The 24092-nt window shown below is 62.6% G+C and carries 22 protein-coding genes; 12 read left to right on the top strand and 10 right to left on the bottom strand.

Annotated features, from left to right (window positions below):
• Positions 1–39 precede the first annotated feature (39 nt).
• From J2X67_RS04855 to J2X67_RS04830, 6 genes are all read left to right on the top strand, one after another.
• Entirely contained in the window at positions 40–513 is a 474-nt protein-coding gene (locus J2X67_RS04855; RefSeq protein WP_309951035.1) for an Lrp/AsnC ligand binding domain-containing protein, read from the top strand.
• Positions 514–684: 171 nt separating this feature from the next.
• Positions 685–2472, top strand: coding sequence for a type IV secretory system conjugative DNA transfer family protein (locus tag J2X67_RS04850; RefSeq protein ID WP_309951033.1), 1788 nt, complete (start codon positions 685–687; stop codon positions 2470–2472).
• Positions 2473–2685: 213 nt separating this feature from the next.
• On the top strand, positions 2686–3918 hold the full coding sequence (locus J2X67_RS04845; RefSeq protein WP_309951030.1) for a WD40 repeat domain-containing protein: 1233 nt from the start codon (positions 2686–2688) through the stop codon (positions 3916–3918).
• Between the two features lie 23 nt (positions 3919–3941).
• Positions 3942–5309 carry a WD40 repeat domain-containing protein gene (locus J2X67_RS04840; protein WP_309951027.1) on the top strand — a complete coding sequence of 456 codons (1368 nt, stop codon included), beginning with the start codon at positions 3942–3944 and terminating at the stop codon, positions 5307–5309.
• Positions 5310–5325: 16 nt separating this feature from the next.
• On the top strand, positions 5326–6039 hold the full coding sequence (locus tag J2X67_RS04835) for a hypothetical protein (protein ID WP_309951025.1): 714 nt from the start codon (positions 5326–5328) through the stop codon (positions 6037–6039).
• Positions 6024–7976: a hypothetical protein gene (locus J2X67_RS04830; protein WP_309951023.1), complete on the top strand. Its 1953-nt coding sequence runs from the start codon at positions 6024–6026 to the stop codon at positions 7974–7976. Before J2X67_RS04835 ends, J2X67_RS04830 begins: the two co-directional genes overlap by 16 nt.
• A 6-nt stretch (positions 7977–7982) precedes the next feature.
• Here J2X67_RS04830 and J2X67_RS04825 read toward each other — a convergent pair whose 3' ends face one another.
• Entirely contained in the window at positions 7983–8684 is a 702-nt protein-coding gene (locus J2X67_RS04825) for a YggS family pyridoxal phosphate-dependent enzyme (RefSeq protein WP_309951021.1), read from the bottom strand.
• Positions 8685–8735: 51 nt separating this feature from the next.
• On the opposite strand from J2X67_RS04825, the gene J2X67_RS04820 reads away from it, so the two are divergent.
• The 3 genes from J2X67_RS04820 to J2X67_RS04810 all read left to right on the top strand — a co-directional run bounded on the left by J2X67_RS04820 (position 8736) and on the right by J2X67_RS04810 (position 11987).
• Positions 8736–9779: a type IV pilus twitching motility protein PilT gene (locus J2X67_RS04820; protein ID WP_309951019.1), complete on the top strand. Its 1044-nt coding sequence runs from the start codon at positions 8736–8738 to the stop codon at positions 9777–9779.
• 27 nt (positions 9780–9806) lie between these two features.
• Entirely contained in the window at positions 9807–10943 is a 1137-nt protein-coding gene (locus tag J2X67_RS04815) for a PilT/PilU family type 4a pilus ATPase (RefSeq protein ID WP_309951017.1), read from the top strand.
• A 135-nt stretch (positions 10944–11078) separates the two neighbouring features.
• The gene (locus tag J2X67_RS04810; protein WP_309951015.1) at positions 11079–11987 is read left to right on the top strand and encodes an NAD(P)-dependent oxidoreductase; all 909 of its coding nucleotides are present in this window, start codon (positions 11079–11081) and stop codon (positions 11985–11987) included.
• 54 nt (positions 11988–12041) lie between these two features.
• On the opposite strand, the gene J2X67_RS04805 is transcribed toward J2X67_RS04810, so the two are convergent.
• The 3 genes from J2X67_RS04805 to J2X67_RS04795 all read right to left on the bottom strand — a co-directional run bounded on the left by J2X67_RS04805 (position 12042) and on the right by J2X67_RS04795 (position 13908).
• Positions 12042–12809, bottom strand: coding sequence for a BON domain-containing protein (locus J2X67_RS04805; RefSeq protein WP_309951013.1), 768 nt, complete (start codon positions 12807–12809; stop codon positions 12042–12044).
• Positions 12806–13450, bottom strand: a complete 645-nt coding sequence (locus tag J2X67_RS04800) for an SIS domain-containing protein (protein ID WP_309951011.1) — start codon at positions 13448–13450, stop codon at positions 12806–12808. Before J2X67_RS04800 ends, J2X67_RS04805 begins: the two co-directional genes overlap by 4 nt.
• Positions 13451–13542: 92 nt before the next feature.
• Positions 13543–13908, bottom strand: a complete 366-nt coding sequence (locus J2X67_RS04795; protein ID WP_309951009.1) for a YraN family protein — start codon at positions 13906–13908, stop codon at positions 13543–13545.
• A 45-nt stretch (positions 13909–13953) separates the two neighbouring features.
• Between J2X67_RS04795 and rsmI the strand changes: the two genes are divergently transcribed.
• Positions 13954–14913, top strand: coding sequence for a 16S rRNA (cytidine(1402)-2'-O)-methyltransferase (gene rsmI, locus J2X67_RS04790; protein ID WP_309951007.1), 960 nt, complete (start codon positions 13954–13956; stop codon positions 14911–14913).
• A 2-nt stretch (positions 14914–14915) separates the two neighbouring features.
• Here the strand turns inward: rsmI and J2X67_RS04785 are convergent, their stop codons facing one another.
• Both J2X67_RS04785 and J2X67_RS04780 read right to left on the bottom strand, forming a co-directional pair.
• On the bottom strand, positions 14916–15644 hold the full coding sequence (locus J2X67_RS04785) for a glutathione S-transferase (protein ID WP_309951005.1): 729 nt from the start codon (positions 15642–15644) through the stop codon (positions 14916–14918).
• Positions 15645–15698: 54 nt separating this feature from the next.
• On the bottom strand, positions 15699–16331 hold the full coding sequence (locus tag J2X67_RS04780; protein WP_309951002.1) for an NAD(P)H-dependent oxidoreductase: 633 nt from the start codon (positions 16329–16331) through the stop codon (positions 15699–15701).
• A 109-nt stretch (positions 16332–16440) separates the two neighbouring features.
• Between J2X67_RS04780 and J2X67_RS04775 the strand changes: the two genes are divergently transcribed.
• Complete coding sequence (locus tag J2X67_RS04775; protein WP_309951000.1) at positions 16441–17328, top strand: LysR family transcriptional regulator; 888 nt, start codon at positions 16441–16443, stop codon at positions 17326–17328.
• Positions 17329–17360: 32 nt separating this feature from the next.
• Here the strand turns inward: J2X67_RS04775 and J2X67_RS04770 are convergent, their stop codons facing one another.
• The 4 genes from J2X67_RS04770 to J2X67_RS04755 form a co-directional block, all read right to left on the bottom strand.
• Complete coding sequence (locus tag J2X67_RS04770) at positions 17361–17789, bottom strand: hypothetical protein (RefSeq protein WP_309950999.1); 429 nt, start codon at positions 17787–17789, stop codon at positions 17361–17363.
• Positions 17790–17847: 58 nt separating this feature from the next.
• A complete protein-coding gene (locus J2X67_RS04765; RefSeq protein WP_309950997.1) occupies positions 17848–18108 on the bottom strand; it encodes a helix-turn-helix transcriptional regulator in 261 nt (86 codons plus the stop codon).
• Positions 18109–18488: 380 nt separating this feature from the next.
• Entirely contained in the window at positions 18489–21821 is a 3333-nt protein-coding gene (locus J2X67_RS04760) for an ATP-dependent helicase (RefSeq protein ID WP_309950995.1), read from the bottom strand.
• A gap of 5 nt (positions 21822–21826) precedes the next feature.
• A complete protein-coding gene (locus J2X67_RS04755) occupies positions 21827–22849 on the bottom strand; it encodes a hypothetical protein (protein WP_309950994.1) in 1023 nt (340 codons plus the stop codon).
• Between the two features lie 214 nt (positions 22850–23063).
• Between J2X67_RS04755 and J2X67_RS04750 the strand changes: the two genes are divergently transcribed.
• A complete protein-coding gene (locus tag J2X67_RS04750; RefSeq protein WP_309950992.1) occupies positions 23064–23969 on the top strand; it encodes a hypothetical protein in 906 nt (301 codons plus the stop codon).
• Positions 23970–24092: the final 123 nt, after the last annotated feature.

Genomic DNA, 24092 nt, shown 5'->3' with positions numbered 1-24092 from the left:
TTTTGCCAAAAAACAATACACGAACCGGATAATTCACCAATGCCCGACCTGGACCTGGACCGAATCGATCTCCGGCTGCTGAAGATTCTTCAGGAAGACGGACGCATTACCAACCTCAAATTGGCCGAGGCGGTGGCGCTTTCGCCCACCGCGGTGCTGGCACGGGTGCAGCGGCTCACACGCGACGGCTTCATTCAGGGCTACGAGGCGCGGCTCGACCCGCACAAGCTCGGGCGCGGCCTGACGGTATTCGTCGAAATATTGCTCGACCGCACCACCGCCAACGTGTTCGACCAGTTCAAGGCGGCCGTGCAGGTGCGCGACGAAATCATGGAGTGCCACATGGTTGCGGGCGGGTTCGACTACCTGCTCAAGACCCGCATGGCCGACATGGCCGCCTACCGCGACTTTGCGGGCACGGTGCTGTGGCAACTGCCCGGCGTGCGAGAGACGCGCACCTACGCCGTGATGGAAGAAGTGAAGAGCAGCGCGCGCTTGCCGTTGAGCATATAGCGCGCGAAGACACGAGCAAAGGGTAGCGGCGGCCACTCAGTCAATCGTGTTTTCCATGAAGAAGTTGGCAACAGGGCCGCAGTCTTAGGTTCGACCGCCCATTGCACGACCTGCTGAGGTTGCCCCGGCTTGTATAAGTCTTTCCTTATTAAAGGGGAGATGACTCAGGATATGAGCACAAGCAAGGTACTTATCGCGTTGGTAACACTTCTGGGGGTCTTGGCCGGTGGCTGGTTCTTCTCCAATTACCTTGTTCTGCTCATCCTCGATCTTCGAGACGCGCCGCTCAACTGGAACACGTGGTGGCAATACATCCAGGCGGCAGACCTGCCTCAGTACGCACCCTACGCTACCAAGATCAAGCTCAGCGGCGCCATAGGCTTCGGCGTACCGCTGTTGGGCTGGGCCGCATTGCTCATTCCGCTCTTTCGGGCCAAGGCCGAATCGCTGCATGGCGATGCCAGCTTTGCCGAGCTTTCCGATCTCAAGCAAGCAGGGCTGCTCAAGCAGACCCCGCAAAGCATCCTCATCGGCAAGTACAAAGGCCAGTATCTGTGGCTGGGCGGTGCTCAGCACGTCATCACGGTCAGCCCGACCCGTTCAGGCAAGACCACCAGCATTGCCATCCCGGTGCTGTTGTCGTATTTGCACTCGATGGTCGTGCTCGACCTCAAAGGCGAGCTGCGCAAGGCGACCAGCGGCTGGCGCGAGTCGCAGGGTCACACCATCTATGTGTGGGCACCCTATGACGATCAGGGAAAGACCCATCGCTTCAACGCGTTCACCCTGCTGGTGGGTATGGATGCGGGCAAGCGCATCGGCGAAATCCAGACCATCGCCGCCATTCTTTACCCGGACGAGCCTGGCAAAGACCCTTTCTGGACCAGCCAGAGCCGCGCCGCTTTCACCGCCTTCGCCTCCTACATGTTCGAAGCGTGGGACAACTGGAGCCGGGTCCTCGGGCGCGCCCAGGACCCCAACGCCAACGAGAACTTCCCCAGCCTTGAACGCATCCTGCACCTGTCCAGCGGCGCCGAAGGCCAGGGCACCTTGGCAATGCTCAAGAAGATATTGAACGACCCGCAGCAGTCGGGCTTCATCAGCCCGCAAACACGCACTGTCTTTGGCAACCTCGCTGGACTGGCCGAGCAAACCTTCTCATCGGTGATTGCCACCATGCAGGCGCCACTGCAGCAGTTCCTCAGTCCGGTGCTGGCCGCTGCCACCAACGCCACCGACTTCGACATCACCGCCATCCGCAAACATCCGACCACGCTGTACGTCGATATACCGACCAACAAGCTCGATGAGAGCGGCAAGTTGCTGAACATCTTCTTCAGCAGCGTGATCGGCAACAACCTCACCAAGCAACTGGGTGACGAGCCGGAGCTGAAATACCAGATGCTCATGCTGATGGACGAATTCACCGCCATGGGACGAGTGGATGTGTGGGCCAAGCGCATCTCGATCTCGGCCAGCTACGGGGTGCGCGACCTGTGCATCGTGCAAAGCCGCGCGCAGCTGCGCTCGGCCTACGGCGACAACGACGCACAGAACTTCATCACCAACCATGGCGCCCAGATCGTGTTTGCGCCACGCGAGCAAAGCGACGCGGCCGAATACAGCGAAATGCTCGGCTACAAGACCATCCGCAAGGAGCACCGCAGCACCAGCCGAGGCGGCGGCTCCAACCAGGTCTCGACCAACTACACCGAAGAGCGCAGGGCCCTGTTTCTGCCGCAGGAGATCAAGGAGCTGCCCGCCGACGAGGAATTGATCTTCTATGAAGGCTGCAAGCCCATCCGGGCGAACAAGAACTGGTTCTTCAAGGACAAGGTTTTCAAGGAGCGGGCGAGCATGGCGCCGGCGCAGATCAAGGCAACGACTTCGGAGACTCGATTCAAGGTGCCTGTCCACGCAACGGAACAAGGAGGGCATGTTCTCGAACAGGGTGGATGAACAAGATAGTGCACTTGCATCGCGGCGCGCTGAACGCCCTGCACAAATGACACACAACAGGGACTAGCAAGAAATCATGTCGTCGACACGCGCCACTGCCCAACTGCTGGGGCTCACCCGGTCGCCATCAGCACCGCCCGGCCTTGTGGCCGTTCCGGCAGATCAATGGCCCTTGCCGCTGGACATCGCGAGCGAAGAAGTAGCGGGGGCTCCATGACCATCAAGACCTTTTTCGCCGGTATCGCGGTGCTGGTTCTCTTCTTTCTGAACGGTTGCAGCGCGCGCGCTACGCCAGTGATGGAAGAAACGGGAGTGCTGGAACTCCCCCACACCGTCCAGTCGTTGGCGTGGCATCCCAATGGCCGACTGCTGGCGGTGGGCTACTTCATGCGCGATGTGGTGGAAGTGTGGGATGTGCAGACGAAGGAGCCGGTGTTCTCGGTGCCAAGCAGGCGCAGGCCGGCCAATCAATCGGGTCAAGAAGTGCTGTTCAGCCCCGATGGCAAATATCTGGTCGTTCAGGACTTCCTGGACACGAAGAATGGTGAGCCGAGGTTCCCGAAGAACTATGAGGATCCAGCGGAACTGCCCGCGCAGAAGGACACGGATCGGTACGTCCTCGCGCGGGTTTGGGATATCGAGAAGCATCGGGAGGTCGCGCAGATCAAGGGCCCTGGATCGTCGTTGTACGGGGGAATGCACAAAGGCATGTGCTGGCTTAACTCCAAGCCTCTGAAATTGGCGCTACTTCGCAATACAGCGGTGGTGACCTATGAGCCAGCCACCGGAAAAATTCTCGATGAGAGCGGCCTGAGATTTCCGTTTTCGGACAAGCCGAACTTCAATCGCAGCTTCGAAAAAATGGCTTGCAATACGGCAAGAGATGAGGTCGCGTTGGATGGCGGCCCGTTGATGAAGAAGGCTCCGGAATTCGGTTTCCCTTTGAACAGCGGCGCGACGCCGATCGTGGTGGTCGATCTGGAGCGCAAAGCCATCAAGAAAGTCCTGTTCAGCGCCACGCCCCTGAACGGCGTGGCCTACAGCGCGGACGGCAGCAAGCTCGTTTCCTTCGGCATGTCGCCCATTCGGGTGTGGGATGCGAGCAGGGACTTCGCGGCGCTGGGCGAGATCGAAAACCCGCCCGAGTGGCTCTGGCTGAACCAGCGAGGCATGAAGGTGGACATGTTGCATCCGCCACCCAACATTCCCCGGGGCAATGCGGGCAAGCTGGTTCCGGTTGCCGGCACCGACCTGATGTTCGGTCTTTCAGGCGATTTGTACCTGTGGAGCTTGACCGAGACGCACGCTATCGCTCATCTGCCAGCTTTTCCGGACGTTATGCGCATTGCGGCGCATCAGGCCAGCGATACCTTCGCTGTCGTGGATGACCGGCTCATTCATATCTACAAGTTGAATCGCAGCGCACTGAGCGCTCTGCGCAAGTGACGCACCAGGGAGTAGAAAAATCAATGTCGACCACACTCACGACCGCGCAACTGCTGGAGCTCACCCGCTCGCCATCGCCACCGCCGGGCTTTGTTGCCGTGTCTGGAACTCGATGGCCCTTGCCGCTGGTCCTCGTCGGCGAAGAACTAGGGCGCTGCCGCATGACGACTAAAACCTTTTTCGCCGGCATGGTGGTGTTGGCGCTTCTCCTCCTGAATGGCTGCAACGTGCGAGCCAAGCCAGTGATGGAAGAAACGGGCGTGCTGGAACTCCCCTACACCGTCCAGTCCCTGGCGTGGCATCCCGATGGCCGACTGCTGGCGGTGGGCTACTTCATGCGCGATGTGGTGGAACTGTGGGATGTGCACACGAAGAAGGCGGTGTTCTCGGTGCCAAGTAAGCGCTGGGTGGGGAATCATTCGGGGCAGGATCTGCTGTTCAGCCCGGATGGAAAGTATCTGATTGTCCAGGACTATCAGGACGTCAAGCACGGAGAACTCAAGGTTTCAGAAAGCATCGACGAGGCCGCGGAGATCGCAGCGCGAAATGACAAGGATCGCTATGTGCTCGCGCGGGTGTGGGACGTTGTCCAGCGGAGGGAAGTGGCCCAGATCAAGGGCCCGGGAACAAGGCGCATCGGTGCTACGTCAAGGGCTATGTGCGTGATGGCAAACGGCAGCACATTGGCCGTACTGCGTGCGACAGGCGTGGCGGTGTACAGCTTGCCATCCGGAGCGCTCGAAAGCGAACTCGATCTTGCACATCCGTTTCGCGACCAGCCAGAAGTTGGGCGCTCCTACGAAACGATGAGTTGCAACCCGATGCGCAATGAGGTTTCTTTGGGCGCACTGCAATTTTTTCGCGATGCAGAGAAGTTTGGCTTGACGAACTGGACGGGCGCAACGGCCATTGTCATTGCCGATCTTGAGCGCAATGCAATCAAGAAGGTCCTGTTCAGCCCCACTCCTCTCAACGGCGTGGCCTACAGCGCAGATGGCAGCAAGCTCGTGTCCTTCGGCATGTCACCCATTCGGGTTTGGGATGCGCGCACGGACTTTGCGGCGCTCAGCGAGATCGAGAACCCGCCCGAATGGCTCTGGCTCAACCAGCGAAGCATGAAAGTGGACATGCTGCATCCGCCACCCAACATCCCGCGCGGCAATGCGGGCGAGCTTGTTTCCGTTGCAGAAACCGACCTGATGTTCGGTCTTTCAGGCGACTTGTACTTGTGGAGCCTGCCCGAAAAACGAGCGATAGAACACCTGCCCGGATTCCCGGACATTTTTCGCATTTCCGTCCATCAGCCCAGCCTCACGTTTGGCGTTGCCGAGGGTCGCCGCGTTCATTTTTATCAGCTGAACAGCTCAGCACTGAGTACGTCGAAGAAATAGGAATAGGGAGTCAGCTATGTCATCCACACTTACCACTGCCCAGATGCTTGGGCTCGCCCGCTCGCCATCTCCGCCGCCGGGCTTTGTCGCTGTTTCACCTGGCCGGCTTGTATTGCCGGCAAGCCAGTATCAGGCCCGCATCAATTACCAAGCCTTCTTCCACCCCACCACGAACGAACTGATCATCACCGGCTCACCAAGGGCAATGCCACGCCTGGATCTGGTGACCCAAAAAGAGATTGAAGACCCCAACATCTTCTCGGACACTGTGCGCATCACCCGTGGCCCGCAGGCGGGCGGGTTCGGCGAGCCGGCCGTTCCTGTAAATCAGACCGTGATGCTGGTTCAGCATCTGACTGGCAACGACGAAAGTCCCTACCCCAACGCCACGGTCAGCTTCGCCGCCGAAGGTGCTGTCGGCCTCGCCTTCTCCGCAGCCTCCTATGAACTGCGAAACAGTTCCAACACCTCAGTCAACATCGGCAGCACCGTCACCCTGAACGCCTGGACCGGCCACTGGACGTCCGACGGCACCACCGACACGGGCGTGCTCGATGTCCGCACGCCCAACCCCGCCAACGGCGACCCCGGCATCGGCAGCCTGCGCGTCGGCCTCACACCCTGGAAGCCCGGTGGCGTCGTCGCCGCAGTGAACACCGGCAACGCCCAGCTGGCCGGCGGGCTGGCGATATCGGCACCCAGGGCGCGATGGCCATGGCCGAATCGCTGACCGGCAAATTGGGCGGCAAGGTCCTCGGCGAAGGCGCCGCCTGGATGGCGGACAAGCTCATCGGCAAGGGTGCCGAGGCCTTCACGGAACCGGCAGCCGACGCCGCCGCCAGCGCTGCCGCCAACTACATCGACAGCCCCGCGCGGGCCGTCAAGGCATTGGGCTGGCAGGCGAACCTCACGCCCGCCGAAACCATCCAGGTCGTTCAGCAAGGCATCGGGCTGGGCCAGTGGAACGTCATGCGCGGCCTGAGCCCCGCAGGCTATGCCGTCGACGGCACGTATTACGAAAACACCGGAACGGCCACGGTAGCCGGCGCCGGCAGCACGGCGGAAACCCGGCAACCCGCCGTGCAGGTCACCACCTGGCGCGACGAGGCGACCGGCGCCATCATGGAGGCGCGCATCTCCGGCCAACGAGTGGACGATCAATTCCAGGCCGGCACATCGAGCGTCTTCGCCTCGGGCATGGACGCCGCGGGGCGCATGATCCTGAAGGGGAGCGCGGCACAAAGCGTGGCCGACTACCAGATGCGCCCTGTTGCTTCGAGGGGTACTGACGCGCCCACTTCGGGAGATCCGGCTCTCGCACCTGTGGTGGTAGAGGCGGGAAGCGGCCTTGCCACCTACACCACCGTCAGCATCCAGACCCACGCCAATGGCGCGGCAAGCTTCGACTTCGTGGGCGAGGACGGCAGCCGCGCGTGGGTGATGCACAACGCGGAAACCGGTCACCGCACCGTGACCATCAACAGCGGGCAAGAGGTGGTGGGCGAGCCGCGCACCGTCATCTATGAACTTGACCGGAACGGCGGGCGCGTCGGAAACGAGCGCTACTTCGACGCCGTCGGTAGGCCGGTCAACGAACAAGGCGCGGCGCAGATGCCGCAGGCTGAGGTGGTCCCTGCGCCTGCACAGGCTCCTGCGCAGAAGGAATCCATTGCCCAGATCACCACGCATGAATCGCGCATCGTGCCCACGCCGGGCGGCATGAGCTTTGCCGAGGCGCACAAGCGCCGGGACGAGCCCGAGCAGATTTCTGCGGGCTCGTTGCAGCCGGTGGGCAAGCTCGATGAAATCCACCGGGCCAAAGGCGGCCCGTTGTACCGGGTGCACCAGGCGCAGGAGCAGACCCTGATGCGTGACCTGGAGATTGCGCTGGCGCAGGACAGGGATCGGTTCGGGAATGAACCGAGTCCTCAAAGGACGCTGCAGCCTTCGGTGAAGCGTACGCCGGAACGCGTGCAGGAACCCGTGCAGGAGCAGGCATTGGCCCCAAGCCGAGGAGAGCATGTGCCAAACCGTCAAGACGCCGCCGGGGAGCGCGCCGCCAGGCCCCCGGCTTCGCAGCCGATGGCCCAACCCGCTGCCGCAGCCATTGCGGCGGCGCAAGCCGAGACGGCCGCAGCGCAAGCCCGGGCGGCTGCGGCGCAGGCCGAATTGGCCGCGATGCGGCTGCAGGCGGCGCGCATGGCCGAGCAGCGCAGGCCAGACGGCCTGGAGCGACGCGATGAGAGGTATCCGATATCCGCAACGGCCATCATTGCCGCGGCTGACAAGAGCCGCCCGTTGCTGCGCGATTTCAGCGACCCGGGTCATCCGCAAAATGCGCTGTACAGCACCCTCAAAGACCTCCTTCCGAAGGGCACCTCCGAAGAACGCCTGGCCCAAGGCACGGCCGCCTGCCACCGGTCGAGCATTACGGAGAAAGACCTGTCGGGTATTTATATTGGCGACAAGTCGGTGGTCTTCGCCTCCCGCTCGCTCTTTGCCGTGCCAGCACAGATGGACATCAGCCAGCCCGCACCCAGCGTTCAGCAGAGCGATCAGCACATCCAGCAAACCGACCAGCAGCGGGGGCAAATAATGAGCGAGATTCGGGCACAGAACGCAGCGCAAGCCAACCAGCAGCAGGGGCCGGTGATGGGCGGCCCATGAGGATCGTCAGGCAGGTTTTTGCGGCCGCCCGCCGAAGATGGCCGTACCAATGCGAACCATCGTGCTACCCGCGCTGACGGCCGCCTCCAGGTCGGCGCTCATGCCCAGCGAAAGCGTGTCGACCTCGATGCCCTCGGCGCTGATGGCTTCGTAAACCGCACGCGCGCGCACGCACAGTTCGCGCTGGGCCGTGTAATCGGCCGCCGGTTCGGGAATGGCCATGAGCCCGCGCAGCTGCAAATGTGGCAAAGCCGCCACAGCGCGCGCAAGCGGCAAAGCCTCTTCCGGAGGCACGCCAGACTTGTTGGCGCCGCCGTCCACATTCACCTGCAGGCACACCTGGAGCGGCGGCAAATGTGCCGGCCGCTGCGCCGAAAGGCGCTCGGCAATCTTGAGCCGGTCGATGCTGTGCACCCAGTCGAAATGCTCGGCCACGGGCCTTGTCTTGTTGCTTTGCAGAGGGCCGATGCAGTGCCACTCGAGCTCCGCACGCAGATCTGAAAGCGCCTCGATCTTGTCCAGCCCCTCTTGCACATAGTTCTCGCCAAAGGCCCGCTGGCCTGCCCCGTGGGCCTCGCGCACGGCCTTCGGACCGAAGGTCTTGGACACCGCCAGCAGCCGGACTTCGGCCGGGTTGCGCCCCTCGGCGGCGCAGGCCTTTGCGATCCGGTTCTTTACTTGCTGGAGGTCGTCGCCAATCATCGTCATAATCGTCCAAAATCGTATCAAAACGTCACCGAACTCGAGCCGAGGAGCCCCGTGGACATTACCCAACTGCTGGCATTCAGCGTCAAGAACAAAGCCTCCGACCTGCATTTGTCGGCCGGCCTGCCCCCCATGATTCGCGTGCACGGCGACGTGCGGCGCATCAACGTCGATGCACTCGACCACAAGGCGGTGCACGCGATGGTGTACGACATCATGAGCGACACCCACCGCAAGCACTATGAAGAGTTTCTGGAGGTCGACTTCTCCTTCGAGATCGACGGCCTTGCCCGCTTTCGTGTGAACGCCTTCAACCAGGCACGCGGCGCGGCTGCGGTGTTCCGGACCATTCCTTCGAAGATCCTGACGCTGGAGCAGCTCAACGCGCCCAAGATTTTCGCGGACCTGGCGCTCAAGCCGCGCGGCCTGGTGCTGGTAACCGGGCCCACGGGCTCGGGCAAGTCGACCACGCTGGCCGCCATGGTCAACTACCTGAACGAAAACGAATACGGCCACATCCTCACGGTGGAAGACCCGATCGAATTCGTGCACGAATCGAAAAAGTGCCTCATCAACCAGCGCGAAGTCGGGCCGATGACGCTGTCGTTTTCGAACGCCCTGCGCTCTGCCCTGCGCGAAGACCCGGACGCCATTCTGGTGGGCGAGTTGCGCGACCTGGAAACCATTCGCCTGGCAATGACCGCGGCCGAAACGGGCCACCTGGTGTTCGGCACGCTGCACACCTCGTCGGCCGCCAAGACCATCGACCGGATCATCGACGTGTTCCCGGGCGAGGAAAAGGAAATGATCCGCGCCATGCTGTCGGAGTCGCTGCAGGCCGTTATTTCGCAGACGCTGTGCAAGACCAAGGACGGCCAGGGCCGCGTGGCGGCGCACGAGATCATGCTGGGCACGCCGGCCATTCGCAATTTGATTCGCGAAGCCAAGGTGGCGCAGATGTATTCGGCCATCCAGACCGGCCAGGGCTCCGGCATGCAGACGCTGGACCAGAACCTGACCGACCTCGTGCGCCGCAATGCCATTTCGGCTGCGGAAGCACGCGGCAAGGCCAAGATCCCCGAGAATTTCCCAGGCTGATCCACAGCCCTTCGGAGCACCGACATCATGGAACGCGATCAAGCCAGCCAGTTCATCAACGACCTGCTCAAGCTCATGGTGAGCCGCAACGGCAGCGACTTGTTCATAACCGCGGACTTTCCGCCCGCCATCAAGGTCGATGGCAAGGTAACCAAGGTGTCGCAGCAGGCGTTGGGCGCGCAGCACACGCTGGCGCTCACGCGCTCGGTCATGAACGACCGGCAAACGGCCGAGTTCGAGCGCACCAAGGAGTGCAACTTTGCCATTTCGCCAACCGGCATTGGCCGCTTTCGCGTGAACGCGTTCGTGCAGCAGGGCAAGGTGGGCATGGTGCTGCGGACCATTCCGGCCAAGCTGCCGACCATTGACGGCCTGGGCATGCCGCAGGTGCTGAAGGACGTGTCGATGACCAAGCGCGGCCTCACCATCATGGTGGGCGCCACGGGCTCGGGCAAGTCGACCACGCTTGCGGCCATGATCGACTGGCGCAACGAAAACTCCTACGGCCACATCGTTACGGTGGAAGACCCGGTGGAGTTTGTGCACCCGCACAAGAACTGCGTGGTAACCCAGCGCGAAGTGGGCATTGATACCGACAGCTGGGAGGCTGCGCTCAAGAACACGCTGCGCCAGGCGCCCGACGTGATCTTGATGGGCGAAATTCGCGACCGCGAAACCATGGAGCATGCCGTGGCTTTTGCCGAAACCGGCCACCTTTGCATGGCCACGCTGCACGCCAACAGCGCCAACCAGGCGCTCGACCGGATCATCAACTTCTTTCCCGAAGAACGCCGCGCACAGCTGCTGATGGACTTGTCGCTGAACCTGCGTTCGCTGGTTTCGCAGCGCCTGATTCCTACCGAAGACGGCTTGGGCCGCGTTGCCGCAGTCGAAGTGCTGCTGAACACGCCGCTCGTCTCGGACCTGATCTTCAAGGGCGAAGTGGGCGAGATCAAGGAGATCATGAAGAAGAGCCGGAACCTCGGCATGCAGACCTTCGACCAGGCGCTGTTCGACCTGTTCGAAAGCCACTCGATCACCTTTGAAGACGCGATTCGCAACGCCGACTCGGCCAACGACCTGCGGCTGCAGATCAAGCTCAACAGCCAGCGCGCGCGCAGCTCCGATCTTTCGGCCGGCACGGAGCATTTCGCGATTGTTTAGACGCCCCCCGAAGCGCCTTCGGCGCCTCCCCCCACTGGGGGGCGCACCCAGCGGCCCGGCAAAGCCGGTTCCGCGGGTGCGCTGGGTGAATCCGCTGCGAGACGAAGGCCGCTCATTGGCTTTAAGCTCTTGCCCATGAGCAGCATCAACACCCGAACCTACGAATCCACCCCCGCGCAGACGGTGGCCTTTCTGGGCCTTGGCGTCATGGGCGGGCCGATGGCCGGCCACCTGGCCAAGGCCGGCCACAACGTTACCGTGTACAACCGCACGCCCGCAAAGGCCGAAGCCTGGGTTGCCGAATTCGGCGCGCCGGGCCGCTTCGCCGCAACGCCGCGCGACGCCGCTGCCGGCGCAGACATCGTCTTCAGCTGCGTGGGCAACGACGACGACCTGCGCTCCGTGGTGCTGGGCCCCAACGGCGCCTTCGCAAGCATGAAGAAAGGCGCCGTGTTTGTCGACCACACCACCGCTTCGGCCGACGTGGCGCGCGAGCTTTCGAGCGCGGCGCAGGCGCTGGGCCTGCACTTCATCGACGCCCCGGTTTCCGGCGGCCAGGCCGGCGCGCAGAACGGCGCGCTTACCGTGATGTGCGGCGGCGACAAGGCGGGCTTCGAGCGCGTCAAGCCGGTCATCAACGCCTTTGCGCGCGCCGTTACCCTGCTGGGCGCCAGCGGTGCCGGCCAGCTTGCAAAAATGGTCAACCAGATTGCCATTGCCGGCCTGGTGCAGGGCCTATCCGAAGCCATTGCATTCGGCCAGCGCGCCGGCCTTGACATGAAGGCGGTGCTCGAAGTGATTGGCAAAGGCGCCGCGCAAAGCTGGCAAATGGACAACCGCGGCAAGACCATGATCGAAGGCAAGTTCGACTATGGCTTTGCGGTCGACTGGATGCGCAAGGACCTGGGCCTGGTGCTCGACGAGGCCAAGCGCAACGGCTCGCGCGTGCCGGTTACCGCGCTGGTCGACCAGTTTTATGCCGACGTGCAGCAAGCCGGCGGCAGCCGGTGGGACACGTCCAGCCTGATCATCCGGCTCAAATAAAAAAAGCCCGCGCAAGCGGGCTTTTTGTTTGCCTGGCCTGGCGTTCGCCAGAGATCAGCGCACGGGCGTAGTGGTTACGGCACCCGGCTGGCCGGCCGGCGGCAGCGGCTCCATCGGCGGCAGCGGCACGCGCGAAGACGACGACGAAGGCGCCGGAGCCACCGAAGTGGGTGCCGGCGCAGGCGCAGCCCCCGTGCCGCCGCGCTGGGCCTGGCTGGCCAGTTCGGCCTCGCTCACGATCTCGACCACGCGCACCACCTTTTGCACACCGGCAATGCCGCGGGTGATTTCGGTTGCGCGGTCGGTCTCGCGGCGCGTGGCAATGCCCATCAGGTAGACCACGCCGCGTTCGGTAACCACCTTGAACGAATTGGCGAAGATGTCCTTGGCGTCGAGCAGCGATGCCTTGACCTTGCCGCTGATGAACACGTCGTTCGAGCGGTCCTGGAAGGTGCTGGGCTGGCCGATGGTGAGCTCGTTGACCACCGTGCGCACGTTGTCCACGCGCTGCACCACCTCTTCGACGCGGCGGCGGTCGGCCTCGTTGCCCACGGCGCCCGTCAGCAGCACCTGGCGGTTGTAGCTGGTCACGCTCACGTACATGTTGTCGTTGGCAATCTCGCGCACGCGGGCCGCTGCGCGCAACTCGATGCCCTGGTCGTCCAGTTGGGCGCCGGAGCTGCGGCGGTCGGTTGCCACCATGCCCACGCCCATTGCGGCCGCGCCGCCCACCACAAGCGGCACGCAGCCGGAAAGCCCGGCAACCAGCACGGCTCCCGAGGCGAATGCAATGGCGAGGCGTTGGAATGGTGTCGTCGTCATGTGGAAGCTTCCTGTTCTCCGAGTAGCTGGGCATCCACGCCGTCGCACAGGCAATGCAGTGCGAGCAGGTGGACTTCGTGGATGCGTGCCGCACGCTCGTGCGACACACCAATCTGAACATCAGTTTCGCGCAGCGCGCGGCCGATGGCGCCGCCGGTGCCGGTGCTGCCCGCGGCGGGCGGGGCGGGCTGGCCGATGCTGGCATTGCCGAGCAGGGCCACCACCGTCATGTCGCGCTCATGCGCAGCCAGCACCGCGGCCAGAACCGCCGCCGAGTGCCCGCTGGCGCTGATGGCAAGCAGCACGTCGCCGGCCTGGCCAAGCGCACGCACCTGGCGGGCAAAACGGTCGGCGTCTATTGCGTTGGCGCTGTCGGCCGCGGGGTCGGTGCTGTCGCCGGGCAGCGCAATGGCGCCCAGCTCGGGCCGCTCGCGTTCGAAGCGGCCCACAAACTGCGCCGCGAACTGCGCGGCAAGCAGGCCCGACACGCCCGCACCGCAGGCCAGCACCTTGCCGCCGCTCGTCACGCACGCCAGGATGGCCTGCATGGCTTGCGATATGGGTTTGCTGAGGACTGGGCCGGCCTGGTATTTAAGGTCGGCGCTATCGATGAAATGTTGCTGAATCCGTTGCTCGAGCATGGGGCGGGATGATACCGGGGGGCAATGAAACAAGACGTTTGCGGTGTGGAGCCTCCAGCGGGCGTCGAGTTCCCGCGCCGCCGCCAAAGACGCTAGCCCGCGTCGAACGCCCCCTGCAGCCAGGTAATGCGCTCTTCGACCAGCACCACGTCGAAGCGGCATGGCGGCAGCGTGCGCAGCCCGTTCAGGTAGTGCCGCGCCGCAAAGATGATGCGCCGTTGCTTCACGCCCGTGATGCTGCCGCCGGCACCGCCATGCGAGCCCGTGCTGCGCTGGCGAACCTCGACGAACACCAGCGTTCCGTCGCGCGCATCGCGCATGATCAGGTCGATCTCGCCGCCTCCGCGCCCGGGCGTTCGATAATTGCGGGCAACCAGCGCCAGGCCGGCATTTTGAAGATGGTCGAGCGCGGCGTCTTCCGCCGCATCGCCCCGATGCTTCGTCGTGATGGTTTTCATGCTTGCTCCCTGCCGGCTATTTTTTTGCTTCTTCGGAGAAACCCATTGGCTTCACTCGCCCCCGCCACCTTCGGCGCCGCTCTTGCGGCAGCGCGCGATGCCTCGGGTGCGCAGCATTATCCGCAGGGCACGCTCTACGTGGTGGCCACGCCCATCGGCAACCTGGCCGACATCACCCTGCGCGCGCTGCATGTGCTGCAGCTTGTCGACGCCGTGGCCTGCGAGGACACGCGCCACACCCAAAGCCTGCTGCGCGCCTACGGCATCGACCGGCCCAACGCCCAGCTGCTGGCCGTGCACCAGCACAACGAGGCCGAGGCCGCGCAGGCCGTGGCCGCACGGCTTGCACAGGGTGAGCGCATTGCCTACGTAAGCGACGCCGGCACGCCGGGCGTAAGCGACCCCGGCGCGCGGCTGGTGGCGGCCGTGCGCGCGGCCGGCCAGCGCGTGCTGCCCCTGCCGGGCGCCAGCAGCGTGACCACGCTCATCGGTGCGGCCGGCCTGGTGGCCGACGGCGGCGACGGCAACGCCAGCAGCGCCTTCGTGTTCGCGGGCTTCCTGCCGAGCAAGGCAGGCGAGCGCGACACTGCCGTGCAGGCGCTTGCGCAAGAACCCCGCGCGGTCGTGCTGCTGGAGGCCCCGCACCGCATCGAGGCTTTGGCGCGCGCACTCGCGGTGCTGGGCGAGCGGCCCATTACCGTGGGGCGCGAGCTCACCAAGCAATTCGAAGAAATTGCGACCGTGCCCGCCAACACCCTGCCCGACTGGTTTGCAGCCGGCCGCGACCGCACGCGCGGCGAGTTCGCGCTGGTGCTGCACCCCATGGCAGTGGTCGGCGACGACGGCGCCGAGGGAGAACGCGTGCTGCGGCTGCTGCTGGCCGAACTGCCCGTAAAAACCGCCGTGCGCCTGGCGGCCGAGATCAGCGGCGCGCCGCGCAATGCGCTGTATGAAACGGCGCTGCGCATTCGCAACGACGGCGACGCGGCTGGCGACGCCGAATAACCTCAGCCATCCAGCTCCGCATAGCGCCTGAAGATTCCGTCTTCATTGAACGCGATGCGGCGCGGGCTTTGCAGGTAGTCGTGCACGCGCTGGCGGCGCTTGACGTTGTCGTGCAGCTTTTCGACCCGGGGCGTGTCGGCCAGCGCCCTTGCAGCAGCCTTCGGGAATGCATAGCGCAGCCCATCCACCAGCTGGAACAGCGACAGGTCGGCGTAGGTGAGCACATCGCCCACAAGGTGCGCCGGCCCCGCGGGGTTGCGCTGCAGCACCCGCTCGAACCAGTTCAAGAATTTTGGAATGCGCTCTTCGCGAAAGGCCCGCGCCCGCTGCACAGCCGCGTCGCGCTGGTCTTCGTAATAGGCGCCGGTGGATATGGGATGGTGCGTGTCGTGCGCCTCGGCCACCACGTCGGCAATGGTGAGCTGCAGCTGGTGCGTCCACAGCCCGTCCGATTCGCCGACGCCCGCAAGCCCCAGCCGCGGCCCAAGGTACAGCAGAATGGCCGCCGTCTGCCCGACGACGATGTCGCCGTCGATGAGAAACGGCGGTGCGAACGCTGGGCGCACGATCTCCGGGTCGTCGAGCCGGCCGCCCAATGCAGACTCGCCGCCGCCCTTCGACTCCGGCAGCCGCGCCACGTCCACGTAATCGGCACCGGCCGCCTCGAGCGCGAGTCGCACGAATTCGCCTCGGCCCTGGATGGTGGGCCAGTAGTGAAGTTGGTAGGTCATGCGGCCATGGTGTCAAAGTCTGCGCGGCCCTGCAACCGCCCCGCGCTCACGCCCCTAGAGCCCCTCGGCAAGCTCCACGGCCCTGCGCTTTGCGGCGGCTCTTGCATCGGCATCGACCTCTGGCCCCATCAGCGTTTTTTCGACGATGACCGAACGCACTTCGCGCACGCCGATAAAGCGCAGCCATGTCTCGATATAGGGCAGCTGAAAGTCGAGTTTGTGCGCGGAGCCGTCGTTGCCCAGCGGATAGTCGAGCCCCCGCGCGCAGACCACCGTTGCCATGCGCGTCTGCAGCAAGCCCGAGAGGCCCGATGCGTCGAAGCGAAAAAGCACGTCTTTGTGCGAGACCACGTCGATCAGCTGCTTCAGCTTGTAGGGAATGCCAAAGTTCCAGAGCGGCACCGCAAGCACGATGTGGTCTGCCGTGTGAAAGGGCGCGGCAATGCGCCGCACTTCGTCCCACGCCGTTTGCTGCGCGGCGGTGAGCGGCACACCGTTGATGCCGGCGTACTTGGCGTCGAGCATGTCTTGCGACAGCTCGGGCAAATCCATCGTCCAGGGGTTCAGCGTGGTCAGGCGGCACTGCGGGTGCATGCGCCGCACCTCGTCGATGAACGCGCCCGCCACTTCGGTGCTGGCGGAGCGCGCCTTGCGCGGCGACGTTTCGATGTAGAGCAGTTCTTTCATGGCGTGTGTGCAGGGTGATTGGTTGCGGTGAGCCGAGGCTAGGCACGCCGCACAAAGCACACAAGCAACATAATTTGCAGACATTCAGAACCATTTGCACTGAACCGCCATGCTGGACTCCCAACTGCTGCGCGCCTTTGTCTCGGTTGCCGACCACGCCAGCGTGACCCGCGCGGCCGACGCCATGCACCTGACCCAATCGGCCGTGAGCGCGCAGATCAAGCGGCTGGAAGAGCAGCTGGGTTGCCGCGTGTTCGAGCGCACCACCCGCTCGCTGCAGCTCACCGCGCAAGGCAGCGTGCTGCTGAGCTATGCCCGGAGCATTCTCAGCCTGCAGCAGCAGGCCGTCTCCAGGCTTGCGGCGCCGCGCCATGCGCCGACCACGCTGCGCCTAGGGTGCTCTGAAGGGTTTCCGAGCGAATGGCTGTTTGCCGCGCTGGCGGGCTTTCGCAGCCGCAGGCCGGGCGTGCATGTGGAAGTAACCTGCGGCATCAGCACCGTGCTTGCCAGGCAGGTGCGCGAACGCTCGCTCGACCTGATGGTCGGCACCGTGTGCGATGCCGGGAGCGACACCGAAACCCTTTGGATGGAACCGCTCGTCTGGGCGTTTTCAGAAAAGTCGCTGCTCGACCCCGAGGGGCCGATTCCGCTCGCCTTTCTTTCGGAGCCCTGCCCTTTTCGTGAAGCCGCGCTGGCGTCGCTGGCGGGCCATGGCGCGACCAACTGGCAGATTGTGCTGACCGCGCAGGGCTCGAGCGCGTTGACGGCAGCGGCCGTTACCGGGCTGGCCATTACTGTGCTGACGCCCTCGGGCATGTCGCCGGGGCTGAAGGCCATTGCGGCGGGGAGCTTTTTGCCGGTGTTGCCGCCGGCGCGGTTTGTGATTCAGCGCGGTGGGAGCGGCACCGCGCCTGAGGCGCTGTCGGCGCTGGTTGATGAGGTGCGGGAGGCCTGCTTTCGGTGGAGGGGGTCGCGCGCGGGCGCGACCGGGGTATAGCGCCGTGCGAGCGGCGCTGCACCGGTGACAACTTACCGGTTCGGGTTTCGATCATCCTGCGCGCGAATCCGCCGGCCGCCGGCCACGCCAGCTTGGTGGACGATAGCCAACTCGCAATGCCGCCAAAAACCCACGCCTTCCAGCTCGCCGGGAAGGTCGCTCTGTGCAAGGCGGTAGAACCCCAGCACCACTCCCTGCGCGAATGCGGAGATCAGTGGCTCCGCGTCCTCGGCACCCGTCAAGCTGCGGCGGATCAGTTTGCCGCCAATCGCCATCAACTTGAGCGTGCGGCTCGAGGCGGTTGCGGTGCTTTCCTTGGGGACTCGCAAAGACCAAAGCCCCGAGCCGAGCGTCCACACCGATAGACGCGGAAATTCTTTGCGCCGCGTCTCCTCGACGCCGCCCTGCCTCGCGCGAATTTCACTGGAGGCACGATGGTCATCCAGGGTTTTGCACGCCATCAAAGCCCTGTTGAAAGGCGTATCTGGAGAGAGGCAAGAGAGAGGCTTGAGTCTGCCTTCATTCCGTTTCATGGGAACGGCCCTCAATAGCTTGTTCTCCTTCCAACCCGATGTCTGGCTTGACCCCGCAAACCGAACACCACCGGGCAAACAGCAGCACGTCAACGAAGTTCTCGCCACGTTCAAGCTTGGAGACATAGGACTGGCCCACGCCCAAGGCTTCGGCCATCTGCGCCTGCGTTAGTCCGGCCGTCACCCGAAGGCTACGCATTAGATTGCGCAGCGCTTCGTATTCAGCGTGATAAAGAGAAACGGCCATGCGCCCATGGTCTGGCTCATTCAGGAATAGTCGTAACGCGACTTTTCGAGTTGCGATTCAACACTCAAAAAACCAAAACAAGAGCGATGTAAAGAAATTAACCAGGGCAACTTGAATGATTGATCAAGTCGCCGATCGAGCCGTCCAGAGATTGGATCTCACGAGCAGTACGGCAGCTATCTGGAACAAGTTCGATACTTCTGTTGAAGCCACAGCGGCGTAGTAGCTCGTATGCATCACTTGCTGCTGTTCGACTGTGACTGCAGGCCTCGTACTATGCGTGAACCACCACTGATGTGCTTTGTCTTCGCTTGGGCAAACAGCCCCGTCCGAGTCGTCTCGTGGGAGCGTGTAGATCTGCGGAGCTCGTGAGTCGCGACCTACCGGGGGGCAGACGGACAGATCGTGTGGAAATCACAACGGGCGCATTGGTGACCGATGACCGGCGTGTTGTCGCCAGTGACGAAACGCTGTGCCGCCTTGTATGCCTTGGTCATTTCAATTGCCTTAGAGCCCTCTACTTGGTCGATCTTCTCCGAAAGCACATGGTGAAGCGACATCGACGTAGGTCCCGGTAAGTCCAGCCCACGAAGCACCGGATTCATGATGGTCTTGAAGTCGCTGATGCCACGACGAGAGAACCTCAGGATTGCGTACTCGGTTCCGCCATAAGTCCCATTAATGCGAAAACCCCATGGCATCTGCAGCTTTAGTTCGCCGATGGTGGCCGAGGCCTGATCGAATCGCCCCCCTCGCTCCCGCAAGGTCTCCACCTGGCGCTCACCTCTGTCAAGCGCATAGAGCGCGTCGGCCCACAGAGAGGGGTCTTCGACCGCAGTGGGCAGCTTTCGGCTCATCCAGGCTGCACCCAGCGCCTCCTCTGTCGAGCCCGAGGCACCCGAGGAGAACGCCTTGAGCGCCTCCATCACTGCCCATCGGGCGCGCAGCGACACGTCGATATCAGACTCACTTTGCAGCTCCAGGACGTGGCTGTACCAGTAGCGGAGCGAACAAATTGCGTAGCTATAGAAATCCTCAAAGCGCAACACCGTCGGCGCAACAAACGCCCCATTCGTCGCCACTTTCGCAGTGGTCAGCGAAGACCCGCCGTATGCCTTTGAAAGGTACTTCTTGGGATAGTGGTCCAGCTGGGGTGCGGCCGAGTTCTTAAACTTATTGTCTTGATAGAGATACAGATACCGCTTAGCTCTCGAGACGGCCACGTAAAGCAGGTTGTTCCGTTCGACGGATTCCTCAAATTTGTATTCTTCCATGCTGCTACCGAGAGCCTCGGGCGGCACGATGTCGAGAATTCCATCTGGCCTCCAACTGGGTTCGCGGCTTCCGTAGCTATCCGCACTCACGAAGCCCACATGCACGGCCTCAAACTCCAGTCCTTTGCTGCCGTGAACTGTCATCACGCGGATGCCGTCGAGTACGGCCGCTTCCGGCGGAAGCTCACGCTGACCTTGGGCATCGCCGATTCGCTGCCGCAGCCGTTGTCGCAGTAGATACCGTGACAGCCTCGATTCCTTCACCTCACCGTCGCCGTTTCGCACGCTGTAGGCGAACTGCAAGAGGGCAATGCGACTTACCCAGGCTCGAACGCTAGTGTCAGCGGTAGGCGGGAGGCCGAAGCGCTTGTCCAGCAGGAGATGGCAGATGAATACCCAGGGATTGGAGCCATGCTGAAACTGTCCGATGAGGTCTCGGAGATTGACCACCACCTCGAGTGCGCGAGGGCTGAGGCCCGGGGGTGGGGCGTGAATCCAGCGCCCCCTCTGGAAGGCCACATCGTTCTCGGCAGCCTTTAGCAGAACGTCTACGTCAGCCAGCGGCATGTTGAGGGTCGAAATCCCCGACAAGCCGATCAGTGCCTTGGGTCGGCGTTCAACGAGGAGTTGGATGAGGCAGAGGATGTGCTTGACCTGGGCCCGCGCGGTCAGATCTCCGATGTAGATGATGGGAAGCCCCGCCTGCTCCAAAAGCTCCGCGGCACGCTCTACGTCGCTCGACCTGCGGCAAAGCACCGCTTGGTGACCGAAAGGTACTCCGTTGGCCTGCAATTCGTTGATGTGTTCAAAGACTGCTCCGAGCAGGGCATCGCCGTCGCGGCAGGTGACAACCACCGGCTTTAGCCCCGATGCACCATTGGTCGCAACGACCTCATCGAGCCTCAACGTGCTCTCGAGAGTGTGATTACGGCCAATCTGCTGCGTGAGGTCGACGACCTCCTGCGAACTTCTCCGGTTGAACGTCAAGGGATAGCGCTGGATTGAAGTCCCGGCGGCGTGCGCCTTGAACTCGACGTCGAACTTTTGAAGGCTTTTGAGTGAAGCGCCGCGCCAATGGTGAATAGCTTGCCGAACATCGCCCACCACCCAAATATGCTTCTTGTGGGCCAGCTGACGAAGCAGTTCGACCATGGCCTGCGTGACGTCTTGGTATTCGTCCACGAGGACGTATTGGAAGCGGTCGGCCAACTCGATGAATGGCGTCCTATCGCCTTTTAGTGCAATCGCCGGCTTCGAGATGAGGTCCACGAAGTCGACAGCTCGGCGCTCGTTGAGCAAGGTCTCGTGGAGCTCGAAAAGGGTGGCCACATCCAGGCGCTTTTGTTGTAGCTCCTCGTCTTCGACCTCATTGCTTTCTACAAAGCCCCTGTATGCAGCCGGGGAGACCATTTCCTCCTTGAGCCTCGTGATGCCGTCGCTGACGGGCCCAAGCCAGTCATACGGGTCTTCAACACGCAGGAAGTACCCGAGCTTGACGCGCGGCAGCGCCTTGACCAGATTGGTCATAGATCCCATCAAGTCCGACACGTGAAGGTCCGAGTCCAGTTTGAAGTGCTGGTGGTACTTCCGCAGGAACTCCAGTCCGAAGGAGTGGAATGTGCCCGCCCAGATATCGGAAGCATCGGCAATTCCAGCGCTTCGCAGGCGTTCGACCAATTCCAGCGCCGCTTTGTTGGTGAACGTGAGGACCAAAATTTGGCTCGGATGCACATGCTTCTCTTCCACCAAGTATTTGACTCGATGAATGAGCGTCGTGGTCTTGCCTGTACCGGGTCCTGCGACCACATTGGCCGCGCGTTCTTCGGCTCTCGCCGCCGCTAACTGATCGGAGCTCGGTTTACTTAGCGGGCTCGGGGTCGCGGTTGACTCCGGAAGGAGAAGACCATCGAGCATTTGTTGCCTAGCGAATTCCAGTGGCAAGCCAAGCTCAGTGGCAGCATCTGCCGGCCCCTTCCCGGCCAATGCGAATTGCCGGGCGACATCTCTTGGTAAGAGCAACTCGCGGGCGAAGACATTTGCTTGGAGTTCTGCCCGCTCTCGCGCGCCATAGGCTTCGACCTTGAGAACCGCTGGGCCGCCGGCGCTGCCCGACAAAGCGCTCAGGTGCGCGACAGTCGTGGCCGGCTTCGTAGCATCAAGAAAGAAGTGCCCGAGCTCATGGGCGACAAGACCACAGAACTCGGCACTCCATTTGTCCACCTCGGTACTCACATAGATGAACATTTGATCCCGCTGGAGAACAGCGGTCCCGCCCCCAAGGTCAGGATAGGTCGGCGGCACGGGCTCAATCGCAATGTTTAAGACCGACTCGACTTTTTGCAGCAGGTCTTTGGCCGCCATCGGGGTCTGCGCATGCAGGGGGTCCAGCTTCGCTCTGGTTGCAAGTGCTTCATTTCGAGCGCGCTGGAAGGGACTCATGCTTATCAGACTCCTAGTTCAAGAAGAGCTTTCGCGTCTTCCGGGGAAAGGCTCAACGCCTTCACAGCGGTGGTCCAAGTCGTAGGTGCCATAGAGAGCTCGGGCTTTCCGGCCTCCGCTTTGAATGCGGGTACCAGCCTCCGGTCAAAGCTACCCCGGAACACAGTGGGCAGCAGAGACTCGGGCGCTTCCAAGGCTAAGGCAAGTTTGGGAAGCAATTTCCTTGGTGCGCGTACGCTCCCTGCGAGGATGCCCGATACGAGAGGAACGGCAAAAGGCTGAAGTCCGAGCTTCGAAACCAGACTTCTAACCGCCGGCCCCCTGCACTTGGAAATCCGAGATTTGAGGGGCTCAAGCAGCCTTTGCATCGCAATGCCATGGGCCGCGCACAGCACGGTCAACTCGGAGACAGACTTCTCGTACTCCTTTGCGGTTGACCGCAGCCGCATGGCGTGGCCTGGGTCCAAGCGCACCATTACCTGCTCGGTGTTGGAGTCATCCCATTCGTGTAACTCGTTGGAAAGCACATCGAATAGCGAGGTGGGGCTCGCGTAGAGCGACCTCGCAACGAAATCTTCAAATCCGAAGACAACGAATCGCCGGCATACGTCGGCGAAGCTCGTCGACTCGGTGGCGGCCAACTCGCTGAGATGTTCCTTGAGGCGGGAAGGCAATGAAGCACCAAGGGTCTGTTGCTTCGCCTTGAAAAGCGTGCGCTCTGAAGAAGACGTCTCCGTTAACAGTTCTACGCCGGCAAGAGTGGAACTCATCTGAATTGATTCGTGTTGTTGTGCGGACGAAGCCACATACGACGCCAAGTCAACGAGAACCAGTCGAATCGCTTCATCAGGAGATGTCGCCGTCACTTCGCGCTTCGAAGAGCCTTGCGTGTCATAGGAAACACAAATATGACCGTCAGGGGTCGCCTTCAAATGGACTGTTCTAAGAATGCTAGAAAATGTATCTGGGAGTCGGCGCAAGAGCGCTTGCGCTTGGGCGAGGTCTACTGGGTTAAGCGTGGTTTGCATTGACACCTCCTTGGCTGCGGGGAAGCAAGCCCATTGACGCAAGTGTAGTTGTATATCAATAATGTATCAACCTTGGGGAGATTTTATGACTGCGCCGAAGTTGGGTGCGGCCATTAGGACCGCCGTCGCAGCTTGGGAGCTAGCGACCCCATTTGAGCAACGAGCAGACTCCATCGCTGACCCTGGAAAGCTTGCTGGCGAGCTGGCGAGCAGCGTGGAAGAAATGCTCATTGCCGCTGGCGAAGATCCGGCGGCAGTCCGTCAGGAAGTGCTGTCAGCGCCGTTCGTGATCTTGACCAACGTGTTCGAGCCAAATCATTTGCCCGAGACGCCAGACTGGTTCACGCCTGTTCCGGACGCCGCCGGCACTTACACGGGTCGCGTTGCGGCCGTCGCTGCCCAAGCTTTCCTCGGTCTGGAAACCGTGTCGTACGGATCCGAGAACAGCGGGGAACTGTTCGTCAGCCTGACGGCGATTCCCGGCGAAGGTAGGTTCGCGCGCAAGTCCCAGGGGGGACTGCGCGGGCACACGGACGGCGTGAGCTTTCCGTTCAATGGCGAGAGCGACGCGTCCAATGCGCGAATCGCACCGTCGCCTGACGTGGTTACCCTGGTCGGCCTCAGAAATCCGAAGTCCGTGCCGACGACGGTGATGGTGCTCCAACAGGCCTTAGGCAAGCTGTCGCCCGAAGACATTCTCGAACTAAAGCAGGCGCAATTTTCCATCGGGTCGCAAACGACCTTCCTTGAAGGCATGCACGACATTCTCGGGGACGTACATACCGCCATCGACGAACCGGTGCTCAAAGATGCTGCCATCGGCACGATTGTTCGGTTCAGCCATTCAAACGTCTCGCCAACTGAACCTGGCGGCGCTGCAGAGAAGGCAGCGGAGAATTTTGCGACGGCCTGCAGCGAAGTAGCCCAGGCCGTGGCGATCCAGCCCGGAGACGTGCTGCTCGTGAGCAACAGGCTGTGCCTGCACGGCCGCGGGGAAGTTGGGGGGGAAATCGGCGGGCAATCGAGGTGGTTGCTGCGGACCTACGGGCTGGACACTTCGCACCTGGATAACAGTCGTCGCCACCTCGGTGACCGGCCGGCTCACGTGCTCTTTCCCTAACGCGAGGGCCCGCCTGGTCGGGACTTGCCACGCGTCGCGTGAAGTCTAGCGACTGCAGTCAAATCTGAAACCGACTTTGCGGCCGACTTGAACGCGATCACCCAAGCGCTTGTCGGGACTCTT

The organism is Variovorax sp. 3319, assembly GCF_031456585.1.
Classification (GTDB): Bacteria; Pseudomonadota; Gammaproteobacteria; order Burkholderiales; family Burkholderiaceae_C; genus Variovorax; species Variovorax paradoxus_P.
The sequence above is the reverse complement of the archived record's forward strand: the minus strand, read 5'-3'. Positions and strand labels throughout refer to the sequence as shown.

Coding starts and splice junctions, on each gene's coding strand:
- J2X67_RS04855 (WP_309951035.1), top strand. CDS start 40: ATGCCCGACCTGGACCTGGACCGAATCGATCTCCGGCTGCTGAAGATT.
- J2X67_RS04850 (WP_309951033.1), top strand. CDS start 685: ATGAGCACAAGCAAGGTACTTATCGCGTTGGTAACACTTCTGGGGGTC.
- J2X67_RS04845 (WP_309951030.1), top strand. CDS start 2,686: ATGACCATCAAGACCTTTTTCGCCGGTATCGCGGTGCTGGTTCTCTTC.
- J2X67_RS04840 (WP_309951027.1), top strand. CDS start 3,942: ATGTCGACCACACTCACGACCGCGCAACTGCTGGAGCTCACCCGCTCG.
- J2X67_RS04835 (WP_309951025.1), top strand. CDS start 5,326: ATGTCATCCACACTTACCACTGCCCAGATGCTTGGGCTCGCCCGCTCG.
- J2X67_RS04830 (WP_309951023.1), top strand. CDS start 6,024: ATGGCCGAATCGCTGACCGGCAAATTGGGCGGCAAGGTCCTCGGCGAA.
- J2X67_RS04825 (WP_309951021.1), bottom strand. CDS start 8,684: ATGACGATGATTGGCGACGACCTCCAGCAAGTAAAGAACCGGATCGCA.
- J2X67_RS04815 (WP_309951017.1), top strand. CDS start 9,807: ATGGAACGCGATCAAGCCAGCCAGTTCATCAACGACCTGCTCAAGCTC.
- J2X67_RS04810 (WP_309951015.1), top strand. CDS start 11,079: ATGAGCAGCATCAACACCCGAACCTACGAATCCACCCCCGCGCAGACG.
- J2X67_RS04805 (WP_309951013.1), bottom strand. CDS start 12,809: ATGACGACGACACCATTCCAACGCCTCGCCATTGCATTCGCCTCGGGA.
- J2X67_RS04800 (WP_309951011.1), bottom strand. CDS start 13,450: ATGCTCGAGCAACGGATTCAGCAACATTTCATCGATAGCGCCGACCTT.
- J2X67_RS04795 (WP_309951009.1), bottom strand. CDS start 13,908: ATGAAAACCATCACGACGAAGCATCGGGGCGATGCGGCGGAAGACGCC.
- J2X67_RS04785 (WP_309951005.1), bottom strand. CDS start 15,644: ATGACCTACCAACTTCACTACTGGCCCACCATCCAGGGCCGAGGCGAA.
- J2X67_RS04780 (WP_309951002.1), bottom strand. CDS start 16,331: ATGAAAGAACTGCTCTACATCGAAACGTCGCCGCGCAAGGCGCGCTCC.
- J2X67_RS04775 (WP_309951000.1), top strand. CDS start 16,441: ATGCTGGACTCCCAACTGCTGCGCGCCTTTGTCTCGGTTGCCGACCAC.
- J2X67_RS04770 (WP_309950999.1), bottom strand. CDS start 17,789: ATGGCGTGCAAAACCCTGGATGACCATCGTGCCTCCAGTGAAATTCGC.
- J2X67_RS04765 (WP_309950997.1), bottom strand. CDS start 18,108: ATGGCCGTTTCTCTTTATCACGCTGAATACGAAGCGCTGCGCAATCTA.
- J2X67_RS04760 (WP_309950995.1), bottom strand. CDS start 21,821: ATGAGTCCCTTCCAGCGCGCTCGAAATGAAGCACTTGCAACCAGAGCG.
- J2X67_RS04755 (WP_309950994.1), bottom strand. CDS start 22,849: ATGCAAACCACGCTTAACCCAGTAGACCTCGCCCAAGCGCAAGCGCTC.